Annotated in this window: 13 protein-coding genes and 1 pseudogene; 5 read left to right on the forward strand and 9 right to left on the reverse strand. The window is 69.6% G+C overall.

The features are described from left to right. Window positions 1-55: 55 nt before the first annotated feature. Window positions 56-2422 carry a DUF459 domain-containing protein gene (locus tag AC08OQ_RS05380; protein ID WP_476602156.1) on the reverse strand — a complete coding sequence of 789 codons (2367 nt, stop codon included), beginning with the start codon at window positions 2420-2422 and terminating at the stop codon, window positions 56-58. Window positions 2423-2611: 189 nt separating this feature from the next. On the opposite strand from AC08OQ_RS05380, the gene AC08OQ_RS05385 reads away from it, so the two are divergent. The 3 genes from AC08OQ_RS05385 to rpsA all read left to right on the forward strand — a co-directional run bounded on the left by AC08OQ_RS05385 (window position 2612) and on the right by rpsA (window position 7656). Further along, window positions 2612-3913 (forward strand): glycosyltransferase family 39 protein, encoded by a 1302-nt coding sequence (locus AC08OQ_RS05385; protein ID WP_476602157.1) that lies wholly within the window; start codon window positions 2612-2614, stop codon window positions 3911-3913. A 122-nt stretch (window positions 3914-4035) separates the two neighbouring features. Further along, window positions 4036-6009, forward strand: a complete 1974-nt coding sequence (locus AC08OQ_RS05390) for an acyltransferase family protein (protein ID WP_476611926.1) — start codon at window positions 4036-4038, stop codon at window positions 6007-6009. A 168-nt stretch (window positions 6010-6177) separates the two neighbouring features. Beyond that, window positions 6178-7656, forward strand: coding sequence for a 30S ribosomal protein S1 (gene rpsA / locus AC08OQ_RS05395; RefSeq protein ID WP_462185830.1), 1479 nt, complete (start codon window positions 6178-6180; stop codon window positions 7654-7656). Window positions 7657-7805: 149 nt separating this feature from the next. Here rpsA and AC08OQ_RS05400 read toward each other — a convergent pair whose 3' ends face one another. Then, entirely contained in the window at window positions 7806-7988 is a 183-nt protein-coding gene (locus tag AC08OQ_RS05400) for a Trm112 family protein (RefSeq protein ID WP_462185829.1), read from the reverse strand. A 288-nt stretch (window positions 7989-8276) separates the two neighbouring features. On the opposite strand from AC08OQ_RS05400, the pseudogene AC08OQ_RS05405 reads away from it, so the two are divergent. After that, window positions 8277-8813: pseudogene (locus AC08OQ_RS05405) on the forward strand (glutathione peroxidase). Between the two features lie 94 nt (window positions 8814-8907). Here the strand turns inward: AC08OQ_RS05405 and AC08OQ_RS05410 are convergent. The 3 genes from AC08OQ_RS05410 to AC08OQ_RS05420 all read right to left on the reverse strand — a co-directional run bounded on the left by AC08OQ_RS05410 (window position 8908) and on the right by AC08OQ_RS05420 (window position 12770). Then, window positions 8908-9951: a glycoside hydrolase family 26 protein gene (locus AC08OQ_RS05410; RefSeq protein WP_476599297.1), complete on the reverse strand. Its 1044-nt coding sequence runs from the start codon at window positions 9949-9951 to the stop codon at window positions 8908-8910. Beyond that, window positions 9948-10940, reverse strand: coding sequence for a hypothetical protein (locus AC08OQ_RS05415; RefSeq protein ID WP_476604414.1), 993 nt, complete (start codon window positions 10938-10940; stop codon window positions 9948-9950). The genes AC08OQ_RS05410 and AC08OQ_RS05415 overlap by 4 nt, the downstream gene beginning before the upstream one ends. Window positions 10941-11048: 108 nt before the next feature. Continuing rightward, entirely contained in the window at window positions 11049-12770 is a 1722-nt protein-coding gene (locus tag AC08OQ_RS05420) for a hypothetical protein (RefSeq protein WP_476599299.1), read from the reverse strand. Window positions 12771-13523: 753 nt separating this feature from the next. On the opposite strand from AC08OQ_RS05420, the gene rpoD reads away from it, so the two are divergent. Beyond that, a complete protein-coding gene (rpoD, locus tag AC08OQ_RS05425; protein WP_462185825.1) occupies window positions 13524-14492 on the forward strand; it encodes an RNA polymerase sigma factor RpoD in 969 nt (322 codons plus the stop codon). On the opposite strand, the gene AC08OQ_RS05430 is transcribed toward rpoD, so the two are convergent. The 4 genes from AC08OQ_RS05430 to AC08OQ_RS05445 form a co-directional block, all read right to left on the reverse strand. Continuing rightward, window positions 14480-16354, reverse strand: a complete 1875-nt coding sequence (locus AC08OQ_RS05430; RefSeq protein ID WP_476599301.1) for a choline/carnitine O-acyltransferase — start codon at window positions 16352-16354, stop codon at window positions 14480-14482. The genes rpoD and AC08OQ_RS05430 overlap by 13 nt on opposite strands. A gap of 212 nt (window positions 16355-16566) precedes the next feature. Continuing rightward, on the reverse strand, window positions 16567-17538 hold the full coding sequence (locus AC08OQ_RS05435) for a class I SAM-dependent methyltransferase (protein ID WP_476599303.1): 972 nt from the start codon (window positions 17536-17538) through the stop codon (window positions 16567-16569). Window positions 17539-17618: 80 nt separating this feature from the next. After that, window positions 17619-18479, reverse strand: coding sequence for a HalD/BesD family halogenase (locus AC08OQ_RS05440; protein WP_462203168.1), 861 nt, complete (start codon window positions 18477-18479; stop codon window positions 17619-17621). 287 nt (window positions 18480-18766) lie between these two features. Next, complete coding sequence (locus AC08OQ_RS05445) at window positions 18767-20290, reverse strand: alkaline phosphatase PhoX (protein WP_476604415.1); 1524 nt, start codon at window positions 20288-20290, stop codon at window positions 18767-18769. Window positions 20291-20448 lie beyond the last annotated feature (158 nt).

A 20448-nucleotide genomic window follows, 5' to 3' on the forward strand; every position in this document is an offset into this window, starting at 1 on the left:
TCCTGTAGACCGCCCGGTACTGGGCGGAAGGTTAGCGTCGGGTAAAGCGGGTGGGTCAGCCGGGTCCCGCTCCCGTGGTCGGCGTGGTCGGCGCGGGTGCGGCGGCCGCTGGTCCCCGGGCGATCCGGAGAAGCTGGGGAATGATCGCGGCACCGATCCGTCGGGCACCGCCATTGGAGATGTGCACACCGTCGTCGTCGCGTAGCCGGACACCGTCCAGTTCGTCGACGTACTTGTCACCCGGAGTGAGAATCGACGCGATGTCGATCACGGTGACGCCGGGATGGCGGGCCGCCGCGGCCCGCAGCAGCGCGTTGAACCGCACCACCCGTTCGGCCTTCGTCTCCGGGTAGATGCCGCCGTTCGGCGCCTCGGTCGGCTTGAACACCGGGGTCGTCAGGAGCACCACCTTGGCACCCTTGGCGCCGAGTGTGTCGATGGCGAGGTCGAGTTCCCGGCCGAGGTAGGCGTCGAACCCCGGATCGCCGATGTGCGTCCACCGGCCGTCCCGCACCTGGTCGGTGATCTCCCAGCGACCGACCAGCAGGATCGCGAGCGCGGGGTTGACCTCGTTCACCCGTTGGGCGAACCGCTGCGGCCACTGGTCGCATCCGTCGGTGGTGGGACCGGCGCTGCCGAGGATGCGCCGCTGCACCCCCCGGGCGACGCCGCACCCCACCTTGGAGAAGTCGTGGATCTCCATACCCTGCTGGGCGGCCCTCGAGGAGAAGTCGCTGAACCCCAGGGTGAGAGCCACCGAGTCGCCGCCTAGCAGGACCTTGATCGGGGCGTTCCCGCCGGCCTTGACAGCGACGGCCGGTTGTGGGGAGGTCGCCGCCTGCCGCGCCAACGCCTCCAGGTCCGCGGGAGTGCGCACCGACGCCGACGTCCCGGCGGTCGCCAGCAGGATCACCGCGAGCACTCCGCCCAGGGCGGCGGGCACCGTCACCCGCGGGACGGGGAAGCGTACTTTGCCCCGCCGGATCGGGTTCTCCACGAGGTGGAATGAGGCCAGGGTGATTGCCAGCGTGGCGGCGAGGCGGAGCCCCAGCAGGACCAGGCCGCTCGTCCCGGTGCGGGTGGCCGTCAGCGTGAGGAAGATCGGCCAGTGCCACAGGTACAGGCCGTACGAGATGCGGCCGACGAAGGTCAGCGGGGCGGTGGCCAGCACCCTCGCCACCGGGCCCCGGGGCGCCTCCACGAGCGAGGCGACCAGCAGCATCACGATGATCGCGACCCCGAGGAAGCCGCCGGCGTAGAGTCCGCGGCTCTCCCCGCTCACCGTTGTCCAGATGAGGATCATCGCAGCCGTGGCGACACAGCCGACGACCGACATGACCGACCGGGCCCGGGCGGAGATCGGGGTCGTCCGCTGGGCCCGCCAGACGGCGAGGGCGGCCCCGGCCAGCAGGGCCTGGGCGCGGCTGTCGGTGCCGTAGTAGATCCGGGAGGGGTCCGTCCCGACCACGAGCAGGGCGAGGCCCACCAGGGCGGAGGCCTCGGCGCCGAGGACCGCGACCGTGAGCGCGAGCGACTGGGCCTTCTGGCGTTGCCGGCGCCAGCGGTCCACAGTCTTCGCGCTGTGCCGCATCAGCAGGTAAACGATCAGCGGCCACAGGACGTAGAACTGCTCCTCAACGGACAGCGACCAGGTGTGCAGCAGCGGCGACGGAGCCGAGAAGTGGTCGAAGTAGCTCTGGTCGGACAGCGCGAAACGCCAGTTTGCGACATAGAGCAGCGTGGAGAGCGCATCCAGCCGCAGGGTTCCCACGTCGCCGGGGGAGGCGATCCAGCGGGCGTAGGCCGCCACCCCGAGCAGGAGCAGCAGCAGCGCCGGCATCAGGCGGCGAGACCGGCGGATCCAGAAGGTGCGAAGGTCGATGCGCCGGTTGTAGCGGTACTCGGCGATCAGTAGGCCGGTGATGAGGAACCCGGAGAGGACGAAGAAGGTGTCGACGCCGAGCAGGCCGCCGGGCATCCAGGAGACGCCGGCGTGATACGCGATGACGGCCGTGACCGCGAGCGCGCGCAGGCCGTCGAGCGCGGGGGAGCGCCCGAGCGGCGCGAGCACGGGCCCGGTGGCGTCGAGATCCTCCTCGACCCGCTGCGGCCCCGTCGCCTCGCGCGTGCCGGTCCGCGGCCGGGTGCCGGCCCGGGTTCTCGCCCCGGGCGCCGTCGCCGTCCCGGGAGACCGGCGGGGAGGTCCAGCCGGTCTCCGGGTGGCCCCGGGCGCCGGTCGCGTCCCGCCCAGGCGGGTATTGATCGGGGTGGTGTCGGTGGGCTCCGGCCCGGGTGCCACCCGGCGGTGGCGCCCACCGGAGGCGAGCGGGAAGGTGTCGGCGTCGTTGCTGGTCAGCCTCGTTCCCTCCTCGTCGCCGGGGGTTGCGTCGGCTGCGACCTCGCCAGGACATACGACAGGCAAGGCTAATCGCAGCGGCGTGGGAGGACGCACGCACGGTGTGCTCACCGCTGTCGCGGCGGACGCGGTGTCGAGCCGCTATCGGGACATTGGTACCTTCCGCGTGTGTCTGAGACCACGGCGGGGCTCCCCCGGATGGTGGCCCCGGCGCCGGCGGTGCCCGCGGGCCACCCCACGCCGGGATTCCCCGTGATGTCGGGATTCTCCGTGGTGCTGGGGCGGGCGCGGCCCGTGCGCTGGCACCTGTGGCTGGCCGCGATCGGGCTGCTCGGTCTCGCCGTCCGCCTGTTCTACCTGTTCCACTGGCTGCATCCGGCGGTCGTGCAGGGAGACCCGTACTACTACCACGAGGCGGCGAACCTCTTCGCCGACGGCCGGGGCTGGCCCGACCCCTACGAACTCGCCCTGTCCGGCCGCTACGTCCCCGACGCCCAGCACCCCCCGCTGACCAGCGTGCTGCTGGCCGTGCCGTCGGTGCTCGGATTCACCAGCTTCCTGTCCCACCAGCTGTTCTTGTGCCTGCTCGGCGTGCTGTCGATCGTGCTCGTCGCCCTCGCCGGGCGGCGGATCGCCGGCCCCGTGACCGGACTGGTGGCGGCCGGGATCGCCGCTGTCTATCCGGGCATGTGGCTCAACGACCCGCTGTTGATGTCGGAGACGACCGGGATCCTCACCTGCGCGTGGATCACCCTTGCCGCCTACCGGTTCCGAGACCGGCGGGGAGCCGCCGACGCCGCCTGGCTCGGAGTGGCCCTCGCGGCGGTGATGCTCGCGCGAGCGGAACTGGCGCTGCTCGCCGTGGTGCTGGTGGTGCCACTCGTCGCGACGGCCCGTGAACTCGCCTGGCGGCGCCGGATCGCCCTGGTGGCCGTCGCGGCGGCGGTGAGCGCGCTCACGATCGCGCCCTGGACGATCTACAACCTGTCCCGGTTCAGTGAGCCGGAATACCTGTCCACCGGGCTCGGCTCCACCCTGGCGGTCACCCACTGCCCGGCCAGCTACTCCGGCCGGTACGTCGGCTGGTGGTCGTTCGACTGCATCCTGGCGTTGCCACCCTCGCCCCAGGAACGCTCCGAACGGGACGTGTTCTACCGCCGGGCCGCGTACGACTACATCAAACACAACGAGCGCAGCCTGCCCCGGGTGGCCGCGGCGCGGCTTGGTCGGACATGGGGGGTCTACCGTCCCTGGCAGCAGGCCCGGCTGGACACCATCGAGCTGCGCCCCCTGGTCCTCAGTAAGGTCGGGATGGTCACGCTGTGGCCGTTGGAGATCGCGGCGCTCGCCGGGGTCGTGGTGCTGCGCCGCCGCCGGGTCGTGCTGCTGCCACTGCTCGCCGTGCCGATCGCGCTGAGCCTCGCCTCGGTCGCGATCTATGGGACGACCCGGTTCCGGGCCGCCGCGGAGCCCGCGATCGTGCTGCTCGCCGCCGTCGCGATCACGGCCGCCGCGCAGTGGCTCGGGCGTCGCGTAGTGACTCGGGTGTCGCGGTAGGTTCGCGGACCGGCCGGCCGGGTAGAAAGGGGGGGTTCGCTCGGGGTGCCGACGTGGTCGCGTATACCGGACTGGTACGTTGCCAGGGTGCCGGACCTTGCTGATCTCCGGGCGCTCGGTCGGTGAATGGACCCGCCCTTTCTCTTACGGCCGCAGCCGATTCCGGCGCAGCCGCCGGCCCGGCCGGCACCGCTTCCATCCCCGAACCGCGCACTCCCGCGCCGGTCCGTCCACCCAAGGTCGTCTTCGGCGGCTTCGACGGCCTGCGCGCGATCGCGGCGATTCTCGTGGTCGTCGTGCACACCGCGTTTCCCGCCGGTTTCACCACCAGCAGCCGGCTGGGCCCCTACACCGCCCGGAGTGAGATCGGTGTCGCGGTCTTCTTCCTGATCTCGGGGTTTCTGCTCTACCGCCCGTTCGTCGCCGCCCGGTTCGCCGGCCTCCGCGGCTCGGACGCCGCCGGCTACCTGGTCCGGCGGTTCATGCGGATCGTCCCGCTGTACTGGGTGGCGCTCGCCGTCACCCTGACCGTGGTCAGCAGTAAGCGGGTCGGCGTGCACGGCCTGGCCGGTCTGTTCCAGACGGCATTCTTCGTCCAGGGTTATCAGGAGCACTGGGCGATCCAGGGCCTCACCCAGGCCTGGACCCTGGACGTCGAGGCGGCGTTCTACCTGGCGATACCGGTATACGCGTGGCTGCTGCGGCGGCGGGACCGCCCGCCCGCCGCCCAGTTACGCGTGGAACTCGCCGCGCTCGCGGTCACGTTCGCCGCAGCCAAGATCGTCCATTATCTGGTGATCCCGTCCACGCAGACCTGGATGAACGGCTGGAACGTCTGGCTGCCGGTCTGGTGGGACCTGTTCGCCATGGGCATGCTGCTCGCCGTGCTCTCGGCCTGGTACTCCCGGCAGGGCAGGTCGCCGCGCTGGGCCGAGCTGCCCGGCTCGGGCACGGTGTGCTGGGGCATCGCCGCGTTCTTCTACTGGGTGTCGAGCAGGCATCTCGGCCTGCCGCTCGTGCCGATCTTTGAAGCCACGCGGAGCCAGGACATAGGCAAGCACCTGGGCTACGGGTTGTTCGGCTTCTTCCTGCTGCTCCCGGCGGTGTTCGGCCGCAGCGACCGCGGCTGGGTGCGGCCGCTGCTGGCCAGCCGTCCGCTGGCCTTCCTCGGAGCGATCTCGTACGGCATCTATCTGTGGCACTCGGCCGTCATCGACCTGGTGCTGGAGCACAGTGGCTGGCGGCTGTGGAAGATCCCCTACCTGCCGTTTCTCCTGGTGGTCCTTACCCTGACCGTCGGGGTCTCCACCGTGACGCACTTTTTGATCGAGCGTCCCTGCATCACCCTTTCCCGGGAGTGGGCCCGGCGGGTCGACAGATGGGTGGCGAGGCGCTTCGAAGGGGCGGCGAGGGGCGGGGAGGGCGGCCTCGTGAGCGGGGCCGGCGGATCGCCGGGCGAGGTCGAGGTGATCGGGAAGCCCGTCGATGGCCCGACGGTGCCACTCGCGTCAGGCATCATGCCGCTGCGGAACATGACGGACCGGGACGTGCGAGACCCGTTCCCCCCGGTCCGGTCCCTCGATCCCGACCTGCCCGGCGTGCCGGATGGACGGGCGCCGCGCGCCGGGTGGAAGCGGCCCCGGGTCGAGTTCGACGGTTTGGAATGGCTCGGGCCGGAGCCCGCGCCGCAGCCCGGTGAGCCCGGGGCACAGCCGGCCGAGCGCGGGGGGCCCGAGCGGGGGGGGGGGGATCCGAGCGCGGGGGGTCGGCGAGTCGGCGCTGACCCGGGAATGACCGGGCGTCGGGCCGCGAGGCCATGCCGTCGGCGGGTGTCGGGAATCGGACGCCACGAACTTACCCATTTATCCGCTTTTCAACCGATCTGCGCCGTTCGTCTCTGTCACGTCCCGTCCGTACACGTTCCCACCCGTGTGCCGGGACGATCCGCGGGACGGTGTTGTCCCGCCTACCGCGGCGCCGTGCCGCCACCTAAAACTACATATGGACGTCATTACTCTACGCAGAGTGAGGATGATGGCGGACGGCGCGCGTCTTGGTGCGGGCGCCCGTTGACCACCCTGGACACCCGTCCCTAGACTTGGGGACGTGCACGAGGGTCCGTGGGTCTCAGACCGAGCGGATCCACTCGAGCGTCGTTATCGTTCCTGACAGTTTCTTCGTTTTTGGCGTTGTTTCTGTCCCTCGGTCCCGGCGGTTCGATCCGGCCCTCGCGCGGACGACCACCCCTAGCCGGAGCCGACCCCTTGACGAGCACCACCGACGTACGACCCGTGGAGACCGTGACCATCTCGCCCAGCCCGACCACACCACAGGTAGCGGTCAACGACATCGGCTCGGCCGAAGACTTCCTAGCGGCCGTCGACAAGACGATCAAGTTCTTCAACGATGGCGACATCGTTGACGGCGTCATCGTCAAGGTCGACCGCGACGAGGTGCTGCTCGACATCGGCTACAAGACCGAGGGTGTGATCCCGTCCCGGGAACTGTCGATCAAGCACGACGTCGACCCGCACGAGGTCGTCAGTGTCGGCGACCACGTCGAGGCCCTTGTCCTCCAGAAGGAGGACAAGGAAGGCCGCCTGATCCTGTCCAAGAAGCGTGCGCAGTACGAGCGCGCCTGGGGCACGATCGAGAAGCTCAAGGACGAGGACGGCGTCGTCACCGGCACCGTGATCGAGGTCGTCAAGGGTGGTCTCATCCTCGACATCGGCCTGCGCGGCTTCCTGCCGGCTTCGCTCGTGGAGATGCGCCGGGTCCGCGATCTGCAGCCCTACGTGGGCCGCGAGCTTGAAGCCAAGATCATCGAGCTGGACAAGAACCGCAACAACGTCGTGCTCTCGCGGCGGGCCTGGCTCGAGCAGACCCAGAGCGAAGTCCGTTCCGAGTTCCTCGCCCAGCTGGCCAAGGGCCAGATCCGCAAGGGCGTGGTCAGCTCCATCGTCAACTTCGGTGCCTTCGTGGACCTCGGCGGTGTGGACGGCCTCGTGCACGTCTCCGAGCTGTCCTGGAAGCACATCGACCACCCGTCCGAGGTGGTCGAGGTCGGCCAGGAGGTCACCGTCGAGGTCCTCGACGTCGACCTGGACCGCGAGCGGGTCTCGCTGTCGCTGAAGGCGACGCAGGAAGACCCGTGGCGTCAGTTCGCCCGGACCCACGCGATCGGTCAGGTCGTCCCGGGCCGGGTCACGAAGCTGGTGCCGTTCGGTGCGTTCGTCCGGGTGGACGAGGGCATCGAGGGTCTGGTCCACATCTCCGAGCTGGCCGAGCGGCACGTGGAGATCCCCGAGCAGGTCGTGAACGTCGGCGACGAGATTCTGGTGAAGGTCATCGACATCGACCTCGACCGCCGCCGCATCAGCCTGTCGCTCAAGCAGGCGAACGAGGCGGGAGGGCTGGCTGCCGACGGCGAGGCGTTCGACCCGAGCCAGTACGGCATGGAAGCCAAGTACGACGAGCAGGGTAACTACGTCTACCCCGAAGGCTTCGACCCCGAGACCGGGGAATGGCTCGAAGGTTACGAGGAGCAGCAGGCGGAATGGGAGCGGCAATACGCCGAGGCCCAGGCCCGCTTCGAGGCGCACCAGGCCCAGATCCGGGCCGCGCAGGAGGCCGACGCCGCCGCGGCGGCTCCTTCCTCCTACACCTCCCAGTCCGAGCAGCCTTCCTCGGCGATCGACGAAGAGGCGCTGCGTCGGCTGCGTGAGCAGTTCGGTCGGGAGTAGCCGACTCCCGTCACCGACGGTCGGGGCCCGGGGATCTTCTCCCCGGGCCCCGACCGATTTCCGATCCTTTCTCCTGCCCGTCCCAGACCCGGCGGGAGCCCAGCCCCGGGTAGAAGCTCAGCCCGGGCAGAGGGAGGTCCTCGGCCGGATCAGGACGAGGAGCGCGCCACGGCCGGGTCGACGTGATCCGGCCTGAGCAGGATCGGAACGTCCCCGCGGATCTCGTAGCGATGGCCGAGACGCGGGTTGACCAGCCAGCCGTCGACGAGCTCCAGCGGTCCCTTGTCGACCGGGCAGGCGAGGATCTTCAACAGTTCGGGTTCGATGGTCATCTCTGACGTTCCTGTTCGTCGTCTCGGGGGGCCGTCGCGGGACCCATGAGTATCCGTTCCGGATCCCCTGAGCATCGCAGACACCTCGGTCGGCCCTGACCGGCCCCGGCCGGGGGCGCCAGCCATCCCGGTGCCGGGCCCCGGTCGCGAGGCACCGGTTCGCGTCGCTGACGGGTTATGCAACCAACTCGATGACATAAAAACTTCTGGGGGGTAGCGTCGAAGTCGCTCGGCGGCCGGAGACCGGTCGCGAAGTCCCAGCTCGCCCTCATCGAGAGTCAGGTGTCCATGACTGTCCATGACTTCACCGTCGATGCCGCGGACGGAACCTCCCGCTCGCTCGGCGACTACGCCGGCCAGACGTTGCTGATTGTCAACGTTGCCAGCAAATGCGGTCTGACGCCGCAGTACGAGGGGCTGGAGTCCCTGTACCGGGATCTGCACGGCCGCGGCCTGGAGATCCTCGGCTTCCCGTGCAACTAGTTCGGCGGACAGGAGCCGGGTACCGACGCCGAGATCCAGGAGTTCTGCACCACGAAGTTCGATGTCACCTTCCCGGTCCTGAGCAAGATCGATGTGAACGGGCCCGACGCGGCCTCGCTATACACCCACCTGCGTTCCGAGGCGCCCGGTGACTTCGGGCCCGATGCCGGTTTCCTCTACGAGCACATCAAGAAGACCCGGCCGGAAGCGATCGGCACCGACGAGATCAAGTGGAACTTCACCAAGTTCCTTGTCGACCCGGACGGAAAAGTGGTCCGCCGGTACGAGCCGACCGTCACCCTCGAGGAGATCCGCAAGGATCTTGAGGCCACCCTGGCCTGATGGTTCTCCCGTGCCCGGCCTGCCGCTGTCGCCGGCCGGGCACGCCGAAGCGGGCGGTGCCCGCCGGCTTCGCAGCAGGAGTAGGCGAGCGCGGTCAGCGGACGCCGAACAGCGCCAGATAGCGTTCCGCCGCGTTCGGGTTCAGTACCGGTCTGTACAGCGAGGATTCCACGTTCCCCTCCTCGGCGTTGTTGAAGTACGCCTCGTAGGCCAGGGCGTCGGCGTTCGCGGTGAAGGTCTCGTACATCTTCTGGATGTAGTAGGGGTTGTCGCCACCGCCGCCGGTCGTGCGTACCAGACCCCACTCCGGAACGGCGAACTTCTTGCCGTGGGCGCGGGCGAAGGCGATCACCGTGCACAGGCCGGATCGCAGATGACACTGCCGGTCCCAGATCGTCTTACTGACGGAGGCGGGATAGGAGTCGTAGGAGTCGATGCTGACCACGTCGATGTAGTCGTCACCGGGATAGGCGTCCCAGACGTCCTGACCGCTTACCGGCAGGTGATCCCGGTGTGCGGTTATATTCCAGTCGATCCGCACGTGCGGCGCGGTCGACCGGATCGCCAGGACCGTGCGGCGGTAGCAGGTCTTCCAGGTCTCGACGTCGCGTGGATACCACCAGAACCAGTCGCCGTTGAACTCCCAGCCGAGCCGGACGAAGGCGTCGCCGCGGCCGAACGTCGTCAGCGTGGTGCCGAACTGCCGCCAGTAGTTGTCGTAGGCGCCGGTCGCGCAGGTGGCCTCGTCGCCGTCCTTGGGGAACATCGGCTGGGCGACCGACAGGCCGCCGGGGAACTTGTCCCGGGTGAAGGCCTGCGTCGGCCAGCCGGCCGAGACCAGGTTGGTCCAGTCCTGCCGATCCGTGAAGACGACGGCCAGGTCCACCTTGCGGCCGGTGAAGACCGACCAGAGATTGACGTCCGCGGGGAAGTTGCCATTGGCGCCGGAGACCCAGTGCACACCGCCGGGCTGGGGCTGGGGCGGCTTGGGTTTGTCCGAGCAGGAGCTGAGCCCGCCGGCGACCAGGCCGATGATCAGCAGGAGGAGCAGCGGCAGCGGGAGTGACCGCGGGTGGGCGGCGCGGACGGTGTGGCGGCCGGCAGACCCCCACCCTCGCGGTGCCAGGCGCGGTCTCATACGGCGGAGGGTCCGTGCGCGGCGGAGGGTCGCTGCGTACCCGAAGCCGTGGCCGTGGCCGTGGCGCCGAGCAGCGGCGTCTCCACCGGGCCGGGCCGCCGGGCCCGTAGCCATGCTTGCACGGCCTCGGCCTCGGCCGCCCAGTCGTGACCGGGAACGAGCGCCTCACCCACCTCCATGTGCGTGGCCATGGAGGGCTCTGGCACCAGCATCGTGCGGCGCAGCCGTTCGGGCCGCGCCAGGGCGACGGCGTTGAGTGTCGTGCGCAGCCCGCTCAGCACCACCCGACGAGCGACCCGCACGGCGGGGGGCTGCGGGGAGAACGCAGGCGGTTCCCCGCCCAGCTCGGCCAGCCGGAAGGGCTGGAAACCCTGCAGGGTAAGACAGGTCGCGCGGTCGAAGGCGCCGCCGACGAACGGGATCGAGCGCAGCAGCAGTTCGTCCTCGAGCAGGGTGCCGACCCGCAGGCCGAACGTGCTGGTCGTGGCGGCGGCCCTGGCCCAGGTCACGCCGTCGAGCACCGGCGCGTGGGAGTGGCTGCCGCCGTCCCGGTGGACCATTGGCCGGCGGCGGGTGGTGGTCGAGGAGAATCGCAGCGTGCTGTAAAGGGTGAAATAGTCGACCGCGGGGAGCGCGGTCGCTGCCGCGACGAGACTGGAAAGCGATTTTTCCGTGTACAAATAGTCATCTTCGGCGAGCCAGACCAGATCGTCCGGCGGCCAGCGCCGGACCCGCGGCATCCGCAGCACGTACCGGTAGGATGCGCGATTGCTGCCGCACTGCACCGACTGCACCTCGCCGGCGGACGTCATCACGGCAAGACGCTCCGCCGGCATCGGGCCGTCATTGACGAAGACGATCCGTACCGGGATGTCGACGTTCTCGACGGCCCGGAGGAGAGAGGCCAACGCAAGCATCTTGCTGTAGAAGGCCGGCCGGTTCTTCGTGTTTTCCGAACCGACCGACCGATAAAGAATACGCAGAATCATCGCAACCCCCCTACCGGCCCTGGCCCGGCAGCACTCATCGCGGTAGCCTCGACGCCTCGGACGCCGCCTCGACGCGGTCGGCCGAACATATTGCGCACAGCCTGTACGTTACCGTGAAACATCATCATTGCCGGTCCCGGTCGGGCGCTCCGGAACTCGGCCCTGTACGTCCGGTCCGGCCGGCTCACCGGAAAGGGCGATCGCCGTGTCCCGTTCCACCTCCCGCGCGGCCCGGCGGACGAGGATGAACCAGCTGGGGACGGTCACCCAGAAGGCAAGTATGTAACCGCAGACCGCGCCGGTGCCGCCGCCGATCTCCAGACCGACGATCGGATAGACGACAAGCTGGGGGGCGAGCACCGCATTCGCGCGGAAGGTGAGCTTGGCCTTGCCGAGCGCGTAGAGCATGCAGGCCGGTCCGACCGTCGCCGCGGAGCCCGCCTGCTGCACGATGGACAGCGCCAGCAGGTCGTGGGTCTGCTCCCAGGTCTCGCCGAGCAGCGAGTGCCCGATGCTCGTCGGCAGGACGAGAAAGAGCGTCCCCCAGGCGGCGCCGGCCGCGACGATCACCGCGGACAGGGCGTAGGCGGCGCGGACCCGGGCCGCGGCCGAGAGGTCCTTGCGGCGGGAGAACTCGGGGATGGCCCAGCTCACGATCCCGACCGCGAGAATGGTCGTCGGTCCGAGCAGGGTCTGCACCCCGCGCAGCGCGCCGACCAGGTCGATCGCGTCCAGCGTACCGAGCAGCAGGGTGGATGCCTGCTGGGCGCCCTGGACGGTGAGGTACTCGGCGCTCATGTACCCGTTGACGTCGCGGTGTTCGGCGATCCACTCGCGCACGAGGCTCGGCGCCGGCTTGAAGCCGGCCTGCGTGACGCCCAGCATGGCGGCGACCGCGGCGGCGCCACCCCAGGCCAGCAGCATCGCCCACGAGGTGGAGACGTCGCGGACGATCAGCGCGTAGATGGCGGCGAACTGGACGATCGCCCAGATCCCGTCGTTGGCGGCGGCGGCGGCCGGGCGACCCTCGGCGAAGAAGACCTGCCGCCAGGCGTCCTGGAGCAGCAGCGTGGGAAAGACCAGTCCCATCGCCACCAGCGAGGCGCCGACCGAGCCGCCCATCGCCGCACCGACGGCGAGCGTCACGACCCCGGAGACCAGCCCGATTACGAGGGCAGTGCCGGTCCCCGCCGCACCGGCCACCCGAAATACCCGTGGCGGCACGTCGGAGAACTTCATCCCCAGCGGAGCGGTGCCGGCGGCCTTCGAGAACCCGATCATCAAGGAGAAGATCGCGAAGGCGACGGCGAAGGCCCCGAACTCGGATTTGCTGACGCTGCGGGCGATGACGAAGGACATCGCGGCGTTCGTCCCGCTGGAGAGCACCTGGTCGACGAGTGTCCAGATGGCCCGCGAGCGGCTGGAACCCCGGGTCGGTCGCTCGTCACGGTGGTGACCACCGGCCGGGCCGTCGTCGTCCAGGATGGTCAGCCCGTAGTCAACCGGTTCCCCGCCATCCGGGACTGCCGGTGCCTCGCGCCCCCGGTGGATCTCGCCGCAGCGGATCGGGGGAGTGAGCCATTCGCCGGTCGCGGGACCCCACAGGGGGAGCAGCCCCTCGGGGGTCGGCCCGTCCACTGCCGTCCCGAAGGCTTCCACGGCCGGGACCCGGCGGCCGCGCAGGCCGCGGATGACCTGGGTCCGCTCCCGGTCGAACTGTTCCGGTCGCGGCGGCAGGGCGGCGGTGACCTCCGGCGCGGGTCCCGTCCGGGGGCGTGGCGACTCGTGGTGCTGGGCCGTGGCCGGCGCGGATGTCTCCGGGCCGGTCACCGCAGCCCACCCGACCCTCCGCCGGGTGGTACTCGGACGGCGGAGGGATCGCGGAGAATCTCGATGATCGTCTGTTGTTGGGGGTTGGTGGCCAGACTCATTGATCCACCGCCGTCCGTCCTCTCCGTGCCGCATCGGTCCGACCCCGGCTCCCCGCGCCGGCCGCCGGACGGTCGAGCGATGCCGCCGCTTCCGCGCAGGGCGACGATCGAGCCCACCGCGTCGCTTCTGACCAGGGTGTCAGCCGGCCAGGGTGCTAGCAGGATGGTAGCTCTATGGGATCGGGACACTCGGCTAGGGCCGCTCGGGTGGATCTGGTCCGACCGGACCCGGCAACGGTGGTTGACCGGACCGGATCGCGGGTGCATGAAACGGGCAATGAGATCGCGATTCTCCGGCATGTGCCTGCCCCGTAGACGGTTCGCTCGCCTACGTCCGCGATCTTCCGCAGCCAGGCTGATGGTCCGCAAGTTTAGCAGTCGGGCCTCGGTCTGATCCCCTTGTTACGTCGGTCACCCCGGCAGGGCGGTACCCGGTGGCGGATCCAGTGAGGTGTGGGTGCGCCATCCGATCCGCTTCCGGGACACCGGCTGCCGGCCGGGTCAGGGCATCCTTGATGTCGGTGGCTGCGCTCGCAGACGCCTGGACAAGGCAGGAGCGGGGCATGGGCCGCATCATCATTGAGGTTAGGTTCGGCAATGAGGTTAGGTTCGACAATGAGACTGGGTTCGACACCATGGTGAGAGCCCCCCGATGGAGCTGACGGACCGCGGCATCGGCACCCCTGAGGCGGGCAGGGTGGCGTCCGCACCGCTGCACGATCCAGTGCGGATGTACCTCGGTCAGATCGGCAGGGCCCGGTTGCTCACCGCCGAGGGGGAGATCGACCTCGCCAAGCGGATCGAGGCCGGCCTGTTCGCCGCTCAGAAGCTGGCGTCCCCCTCGGTCGTGACGTCGCCGCAGCTCTGCCGCGAGCTGGAGGCGGTCGAGCGGGACGGTCGGCTCGCCAACCAGATGCTGCTCGAAGCCAACCTGCGGCTCGTCGTCTCGATCGCCAAACGCTACGTGGGGCGGGGCATGCTCTTCCTGGACATCATTCAGGAGGGCAATCTCGGTCTCATCCGGGCGGTCGAGAAGTTCGACTACACGAAGGGCTACAAGTTCTCCACCTATGCCACGTGGTGGGTGCGTCAGGCGATCACCCGTGCCCTCGCCGATCAGGCGCGGACGATTCGCCTCCCGGTGCACGTGGTCGAGCGGGTCAACCAGATGGTCCGCATGCGCAGGCAGCTGCTCACCGAGCTCGGCCGCGAGCCGACCGTGGAGGAGATCGCCGTCGCCATGGACCTCTCCGTGGACAGGATCGAGGAACTCGTCGGAATCGCCCGTGAGCCGATATCGCTGGAGGCTTCGATCGGGGAGGAGTCCGACGGGCAGTTCGGCGATCTCATCGAGGACACCGGAGCGGTCGAGCCCGTCGAGGCAGCCGTCGCCAGCGTCCTCGGGGAGCAGATTCGCTCTGTGTTGACGGCGCTGACCGACCGGGAGAGGAAGGTCATCCAGCTGCGGTTCGGCCTGGTCGACGGTCGTTGCCGAACCCTGGAGGAGGTCGGCCGTGAGTTCGGGGTGACCCGGGAGCGGATCCGGCAGATCGAGTCGAAGACCCTGGCGAAGTTGCGTCATCCCTCGCGTTCACAGGCGCTGCGCGACTACCTGGAATAGCCCGTCTGGAACAGCCCGTCGCCCGTCTCGTCGATGGCGAGCAGGTCCTGCAGCTCGGTGACGACCTGCTGGAGCTGGCCGGCGAACGCGTACATCCCGTCCGCGACTGCGCGCGGCGTACTCAGGTAGAGGTTGAACCGGTCCGGCAGCAGCACGTAGGCGATGCCGATGCACTGGCTGCTGGTAGACCCGAAGCCGAAGAACTCGACGTTGGTGGACGGCGCGGAGCTGGTGCTCAGGTAGTCGTCGCGCGCCTTGAGCCAACCCGGGGTCTCGTGGAGCGCGATCGGTTCGGTCACCCCCAGCCGCGCGCCTTGGCGGCGGGCGATGAACTGCAGCTCCCACAGGTGCTGCTCGGGGGCCCGCCCGGCCTGGCAGTCCTTCGCGCGCCGCACGTGCGCGTCGGCGGCGGCGCGGAACGCGGTCCGGCGGGTGGCGGTGTCGGTGCCCGGGTCGTTGAGCATCGTCACGAACCGCTGGATCTCCGGAGTGACGACCCGCATCGCCTCCGTGCGGCCGCGCCGCCAGTGCCGGGTGGCGATCGATTCGTAGGTGGCGCCGATGTGCCCCTTGGCCCGGCTGCGCGCCAGCTGGTAGGCGAGCTGCACGAACGCGTCCGGCGACGTCTTCAGTGCCTTGGCCCGGTTCTGCCCGAAGTCGGTGAAGGACAGCACCGTTGAGGCGGTCGCCGCGGCGAACTCCGCGAACGACGCGCCGGCGGCGGCTACGTCCGCCCGCAGGCTGGCGTCGAGGACGAACTCGACGGGCTCGATGACGGGTAGCCCCTGAGGCCGGGCGCCAGAGCTCGCCGAATGCTCCGCGGGCGAGGTACCCAGCAGGTCGTCGACGAAGCTGAGGATCGTCGTCCCGTCCAGCCCACAGTGCTCGACGTTGATGCCCGCCCGGCCGTCGGCGAAAACGATCAGTGACACCGCCTTGTCGAACCACCGGTTGGCGCTGTCGCCGTGGAGCAGGTGGTCACACGCGGCCAGGTTGTCCTCGGGGGTGAGGTCTTCCAGGCACAGGGCGAACAGCGCGGTCTCGATCGTGTCGAGCGCGGCCGCGTTGGCGGGGTCCAGAGTGAGCAGCGCCTGGCGGCTCGCGGCCCAGTCGGCCCGGGCCTTGGTGGTGAGCTGGCCGACGGCGGCGTCCGCCGGAACCCGCGACGCGGCGGCCTTCACCACGGCGCGCAGGCCCGCCGCGAGGTCGTCCAGGGTGTACGGGTGACCGTCCGGCCCGACGACGTCCAGCCGGACGATGTTTCCCCGGTGGAAAACGACGATGTGGCGGGCCTGGGACGGCCCGGGCCACCGCTCGCTGTACGGGGTGCGCACGGTGTCCTGGGCCGCTCCCGGGATCCGGGTCGTGGAGAACAGGAACGTGTTCTGCGCCATCGACAGCGTCTGGCCGCGCTGGACGACCGGCTCGACCCGCTCGTCGTCGAGGCGCAGCTTGTAGTCGACGGCTGCCGCCACGAGCCCGGCGGCCCGCTCCACCTGCGGCTGCTCGGCGGACAGACCCTCGGCGTCCTTGAACAGGAAGATGTAGTTCGCGTTGAGCGCGATGCGGTCGCGCCGGCCGAGGTAGCGGGAGTCCCAGAAGCCGTCCAGCCAGCTGTGTATGCCCTCGGTGGCTTCGTAGCGATCCAGCGCCGCATGCAGGGTGGGGCCGGGGCCGCCCGGTGCCTGGAAGGCCGCGACGGCCGCCTCGGTCGTCGCCCGCTCGGCCGGGGTCAGCAGCGGCGCGGACCAGGCAAGGAAACGCTCGCAGCTCTCCGCCAGCGTGGGCAACGGCACCCGGGGCAGCAGATCGTCGTTCGCGAAGGTTCCGGTGGACCGCTGGGAGCTACTGATCGCATTCATGCTGGGCCTCGGGTTGTCTCGGGGAACTCGTCTCGGGGACACGGCCATGGTGAACGCCACGGGCTGCGTTGGGTCCATGGTCGCCGAGCTTCCATGGGTGGCGGGCGTTCCATCGGACATTCGGCTCGTACGGTTCATCCGACTCGTATGATGGCCGGGTCGCCCTCGACCTACCAGCCGTACGGGGGGGCACCGCCGGCACCGGTCGCCCGTTATCCCGGCGGAACCGGCCGGGTGGGTGTCGCCGCCGGTCGCCGGCCGGAGGCGGGGTGAGTGGTCGAGGGACTGGTCACCCCGCGCGGCCGGGAGATGTGCAGTTGGGCGTACAGCCAGCCCTCGGCCTCCAGCCCCCGTGGATCGACGCCGACGGTGGACAGCGTGTCGAGCACGAGCGACTGCTCCTCGGCGGAGGCGAAGCGCCGCTGCCGGAAGACGCGGTCGACGTGCACGGTCTCATACCCGAGCCTCGTGAGCGTCGCCTCGACCGGTTCGAACGGGAACATCCGCAGCACGAAGTGGGCCATCCACGGCCTGCGCTCACCGGCCGCGCGGGCCACCCGGGCGATGGTTCGCTCGGTGACGTACCCGAGGCAGCCCGTCGAGACGACGATGTCCGTTCCGGCGAGCCGCTCCCGTTCGGCGTCGGTCGGGTCACGGTCCTCCAGGTTGGCGTGCACGGCGGCATCGAGGAACCCGGCCGCGAGCGCGTAGGAGAGGGCCGGCCCCGAGCTGTCCAGGCCGAGGAACTGGCTCGCCTCCAGCCCGTCGCGGGACCGGACGAGCTCGCGGTCACGGGCGAGCAGCAGGTCCCGGGTCGGCCGCGTCCCGGGCGGTGCGTAGCCCTCGTGCAAGTCGTCCAACGTCACGTCACAGCGGAGCAGCGCGGCGTTGATCCCGTAGGAGCAGCCCACGTCCAGGACCGTCGGCGGTCGTCCCCGAACCATCCGGAATTCCCGGATGAGCTGGCTGAAGTACGGTTTGGCGAGCTGCGGGATACAGTAGTCGAGTTTCCGCAGGGTACTGAAGTAGGCGTGTGGGTCGGGCTGCGTGTAGATGTGGTCGAGCGAGATCTTCCCGCTGTCGTCGAACCGCGTCGTCCCGGTGGAGTACGCGGCCTCGGAGGAATTCGTGGTTCCGTCGGAGTCGATGGTCTCGGCAGAATATCTGCTGTCGTCGGAATACACGCGTCTGGCGCTCCTTGTGACGGGCGGTCGGGGCAGATGGGCCGGTGCTGACGCAGCTTGCCGACCGCATTCTGGTCCAGCTAGTCCAGCAGTTGGTCGACGCGGACCGCGCTCTTCTCCGCAGCCAGGTGCCGCGGGAGGACCCGGCCGAAGAGCTGCTTCGTGCGCGCGACACTGCCGACGACCTCGGGGTGCCCGGTGTAGGCGAAGATTGCGGAATGCCGGGCCGTGTCGCCCTCGACCGGGCTCACCCGGTGCATCGAATAGCGGCCCAGGAAAAGCTGGAGATCACCAGGCCGGACGGTGAGACGCCGGACCAGATGGCCGCCCTCGCCCGCCAGCACGGCCCGCACGCCGGCGAAGTTCTCCGCCTGCGCGGACCTGATGTTCGGGCAGTACTCGAAGTCGCCCCCGGCCCGCGGCGCCTGCGTGAGCAGGCTCACCGCGAATTCGTTCGTGTCGAAGTGCCAGGGGTGCTCCAGCCCGGGGGCGATGACGTTGAGGCACAGCCCGGCCAGCGGGTCGGCGAGTTCGTGGACTCTCGGCAGGTCGAAGCAGCCGGCGATGAAATGCTGGAAGAGCTCGCTGGTGTAGAGCCGGTGGACGGCGAATTCGGTGGGAATCTGGTCGCGGGCGACGAAGGCATTCCCTCGCCGCATCGTGAACCGGCCCGGATGATCGGCCGGCAACGACGAGTCGACCGCGATGTTGTAGGCGTTGACCGTCTCGACCTCATCATACGCGAGCGGAGCGACGGTGGCGCACTCCTGTGCGAACGCGGTGGGCCGGACGAATCCCGGGAGGACACAGCACCCGCGAGTGCGCAGTTCTTCCCGGGCCCACGAGACGATGTCCCGCCAGGCGCGGCTCGAAGGTTCGGTGAGAGGATAACGAACCGTATCGATCAGCTCGCTGATGGACCAGGTTTCCGTCGCAACCATGTGACTCCTCTCCGCCGCTAGGCGGCGGCATCGGGCCGCCGATGGGAACCGTCCACGACCTCGATGTGATGTGTCACATGGTCACCCGATGCTCGGGATGGCGAAAGTCAGTGTGAGATGTCGCACGACTGCGCTCGCATGGGACGCGAATCCAGCTCACATCGCGGCGATGAGAAGCCATGGCCCGGTGCCGTCCCCCGGGGCGCCACGCCAGGCGCTGCTCTCCCCGGGAGACGACACCGCCGACGGCTCGCACCGTGCCGCGGTCCGCGCTCCTGACCGCCGTGTTACAGGACGCCGCGGCGCCACGGTCCGGTGATGGCCGCGGTGAAACCGCTGCCCACCTCGGAGGCGCCGAAGACGTTCGCGAACAGTGTCTGGCCGTCCGGGCTGAAGCAGGCGCCGGCCCATTCGGAGTCGCTGAAGCAGTTCACCGCGAACTCGAAGGCCTTCCCGTCCTGGGTGAGGCCGATCAGCCGGTTGACGTCGGTGATGCCAGGGGCGAGGGGGTGGGTGTCGCCGTCTTTACCGCCGGCGTCGTCCTCGCACAGCAACAGGCTGCCCTGTGGAGTTATCGTGATGTTGTCGGGTGAGTCGAGGACGGATCCGCCGGGTGATTCGAACACCAGGCGCAGCCGGCCGGCGTCGGTGTGACTCCCGCTGGTGCGGCGGCCCCGTCCTGCGGCGGGCTGGTACTGCCAGATCTGGCCGTAGCCTTCCGCGAAACCGTCGGAGTTGACGTCGCCGTTCTTGACGTCCCCGCCGCTGGTGGAGGCGAAGAAGATCGAATAATCTGCTGCCCAGATGCCTTCCAGCCGGTTGAACTTCGCCGCGCCGCCGGCCCAGCCCTGCGCGAACACACTGGTCGGGTTCGGTTTCTCGGCCTCGACGATCGGGTCCGGGTCGGGGTTGTCGATGTCGACCCACTCTACCGGCAGCCACACCCCGCGCCGCTGCCCTTCCCGCAGGTCGACCTGCGGCCTGCCCGTGACCGCCAGAATCTGCAGCAGCCCGCCCTTCTCCAACTTGTCCGGGTCTTTGGGGATGAACCGGTAGAATCCCGAGCCGCGGCCGGAGCCGGAGTCCTCGGTCAGGTACACCACACCGATGCGCTGGTCGACCGCGACCGCCTCGTGGGAGAAGCGGCCCAACGCGGTCAGCGGCACCGATGGGACGGTCGTGCCCGCGCCCGCCGGGACCAGGAAGACGTAGCCGTGCTTCTTGTCGAAGCCGTTCGCCGGGCCGACGACAGTCTCCTCGCAGGTGATCCAGCCCTTGTACCGGTAGGCCTGGCCGCCGGCGCAGTTGACCGTGGTCCCGTTCAGGCCGATGTAGTCGTTGACGATCGTGCGGGTCTTCGGGTCGAAGTCGAGAACCGTGACCCCGCCGAAGGCCTTCGGGTCGTACTTCGTACCGTCCGGGCCCTTGACCGAGCCCGACCCGGCCGGGGACCGGTCCTCGCTGTTACGGATCAGTCGCACCCGTCCTCCGGCCAGCCCGAACGCACCCATGCCGTCGAGGTTGACCGGGTTCGGGGTGTTCGGGTCACTCACCAGCGGCGTGCCGGTCTTGGCCAGCGCCACGTAGCTGAATCCGGCCGGCAGCGCGAGGTACTTGGTGCCGCCCGGCTCGTTGACGGGAGCCAGCGGGCTGAGCGGACCGTAGCCGCCGGTGTAGGGCCCGCCGGTGGGCGGGGGCGGCGCGGCCAGGGCCGCGTTCTCCAGGGCCGGTAGCAGAGCCGACGCCACTACCGCCCCGCCCACGGCCGTCGCACCCCTGCTCAGTAGTGCGCGCCTGTCGATCTGAACCACGTTCAGCCTCCCATACCGATCGTTCCGGACCAGCCGACAGGCTGGCAGCTGCCCACGCAGAGCACAGGAGACAACACGCAGCCAGAATGTTAAGGCTGAATGAAATACGAGGTTGCGGTATCTGGTCGGCATGTCCCGGCAACCCACAGTGCCGGCAA

The organism is Frankia sp. CcCS3 (assembly GCF_977927575.1).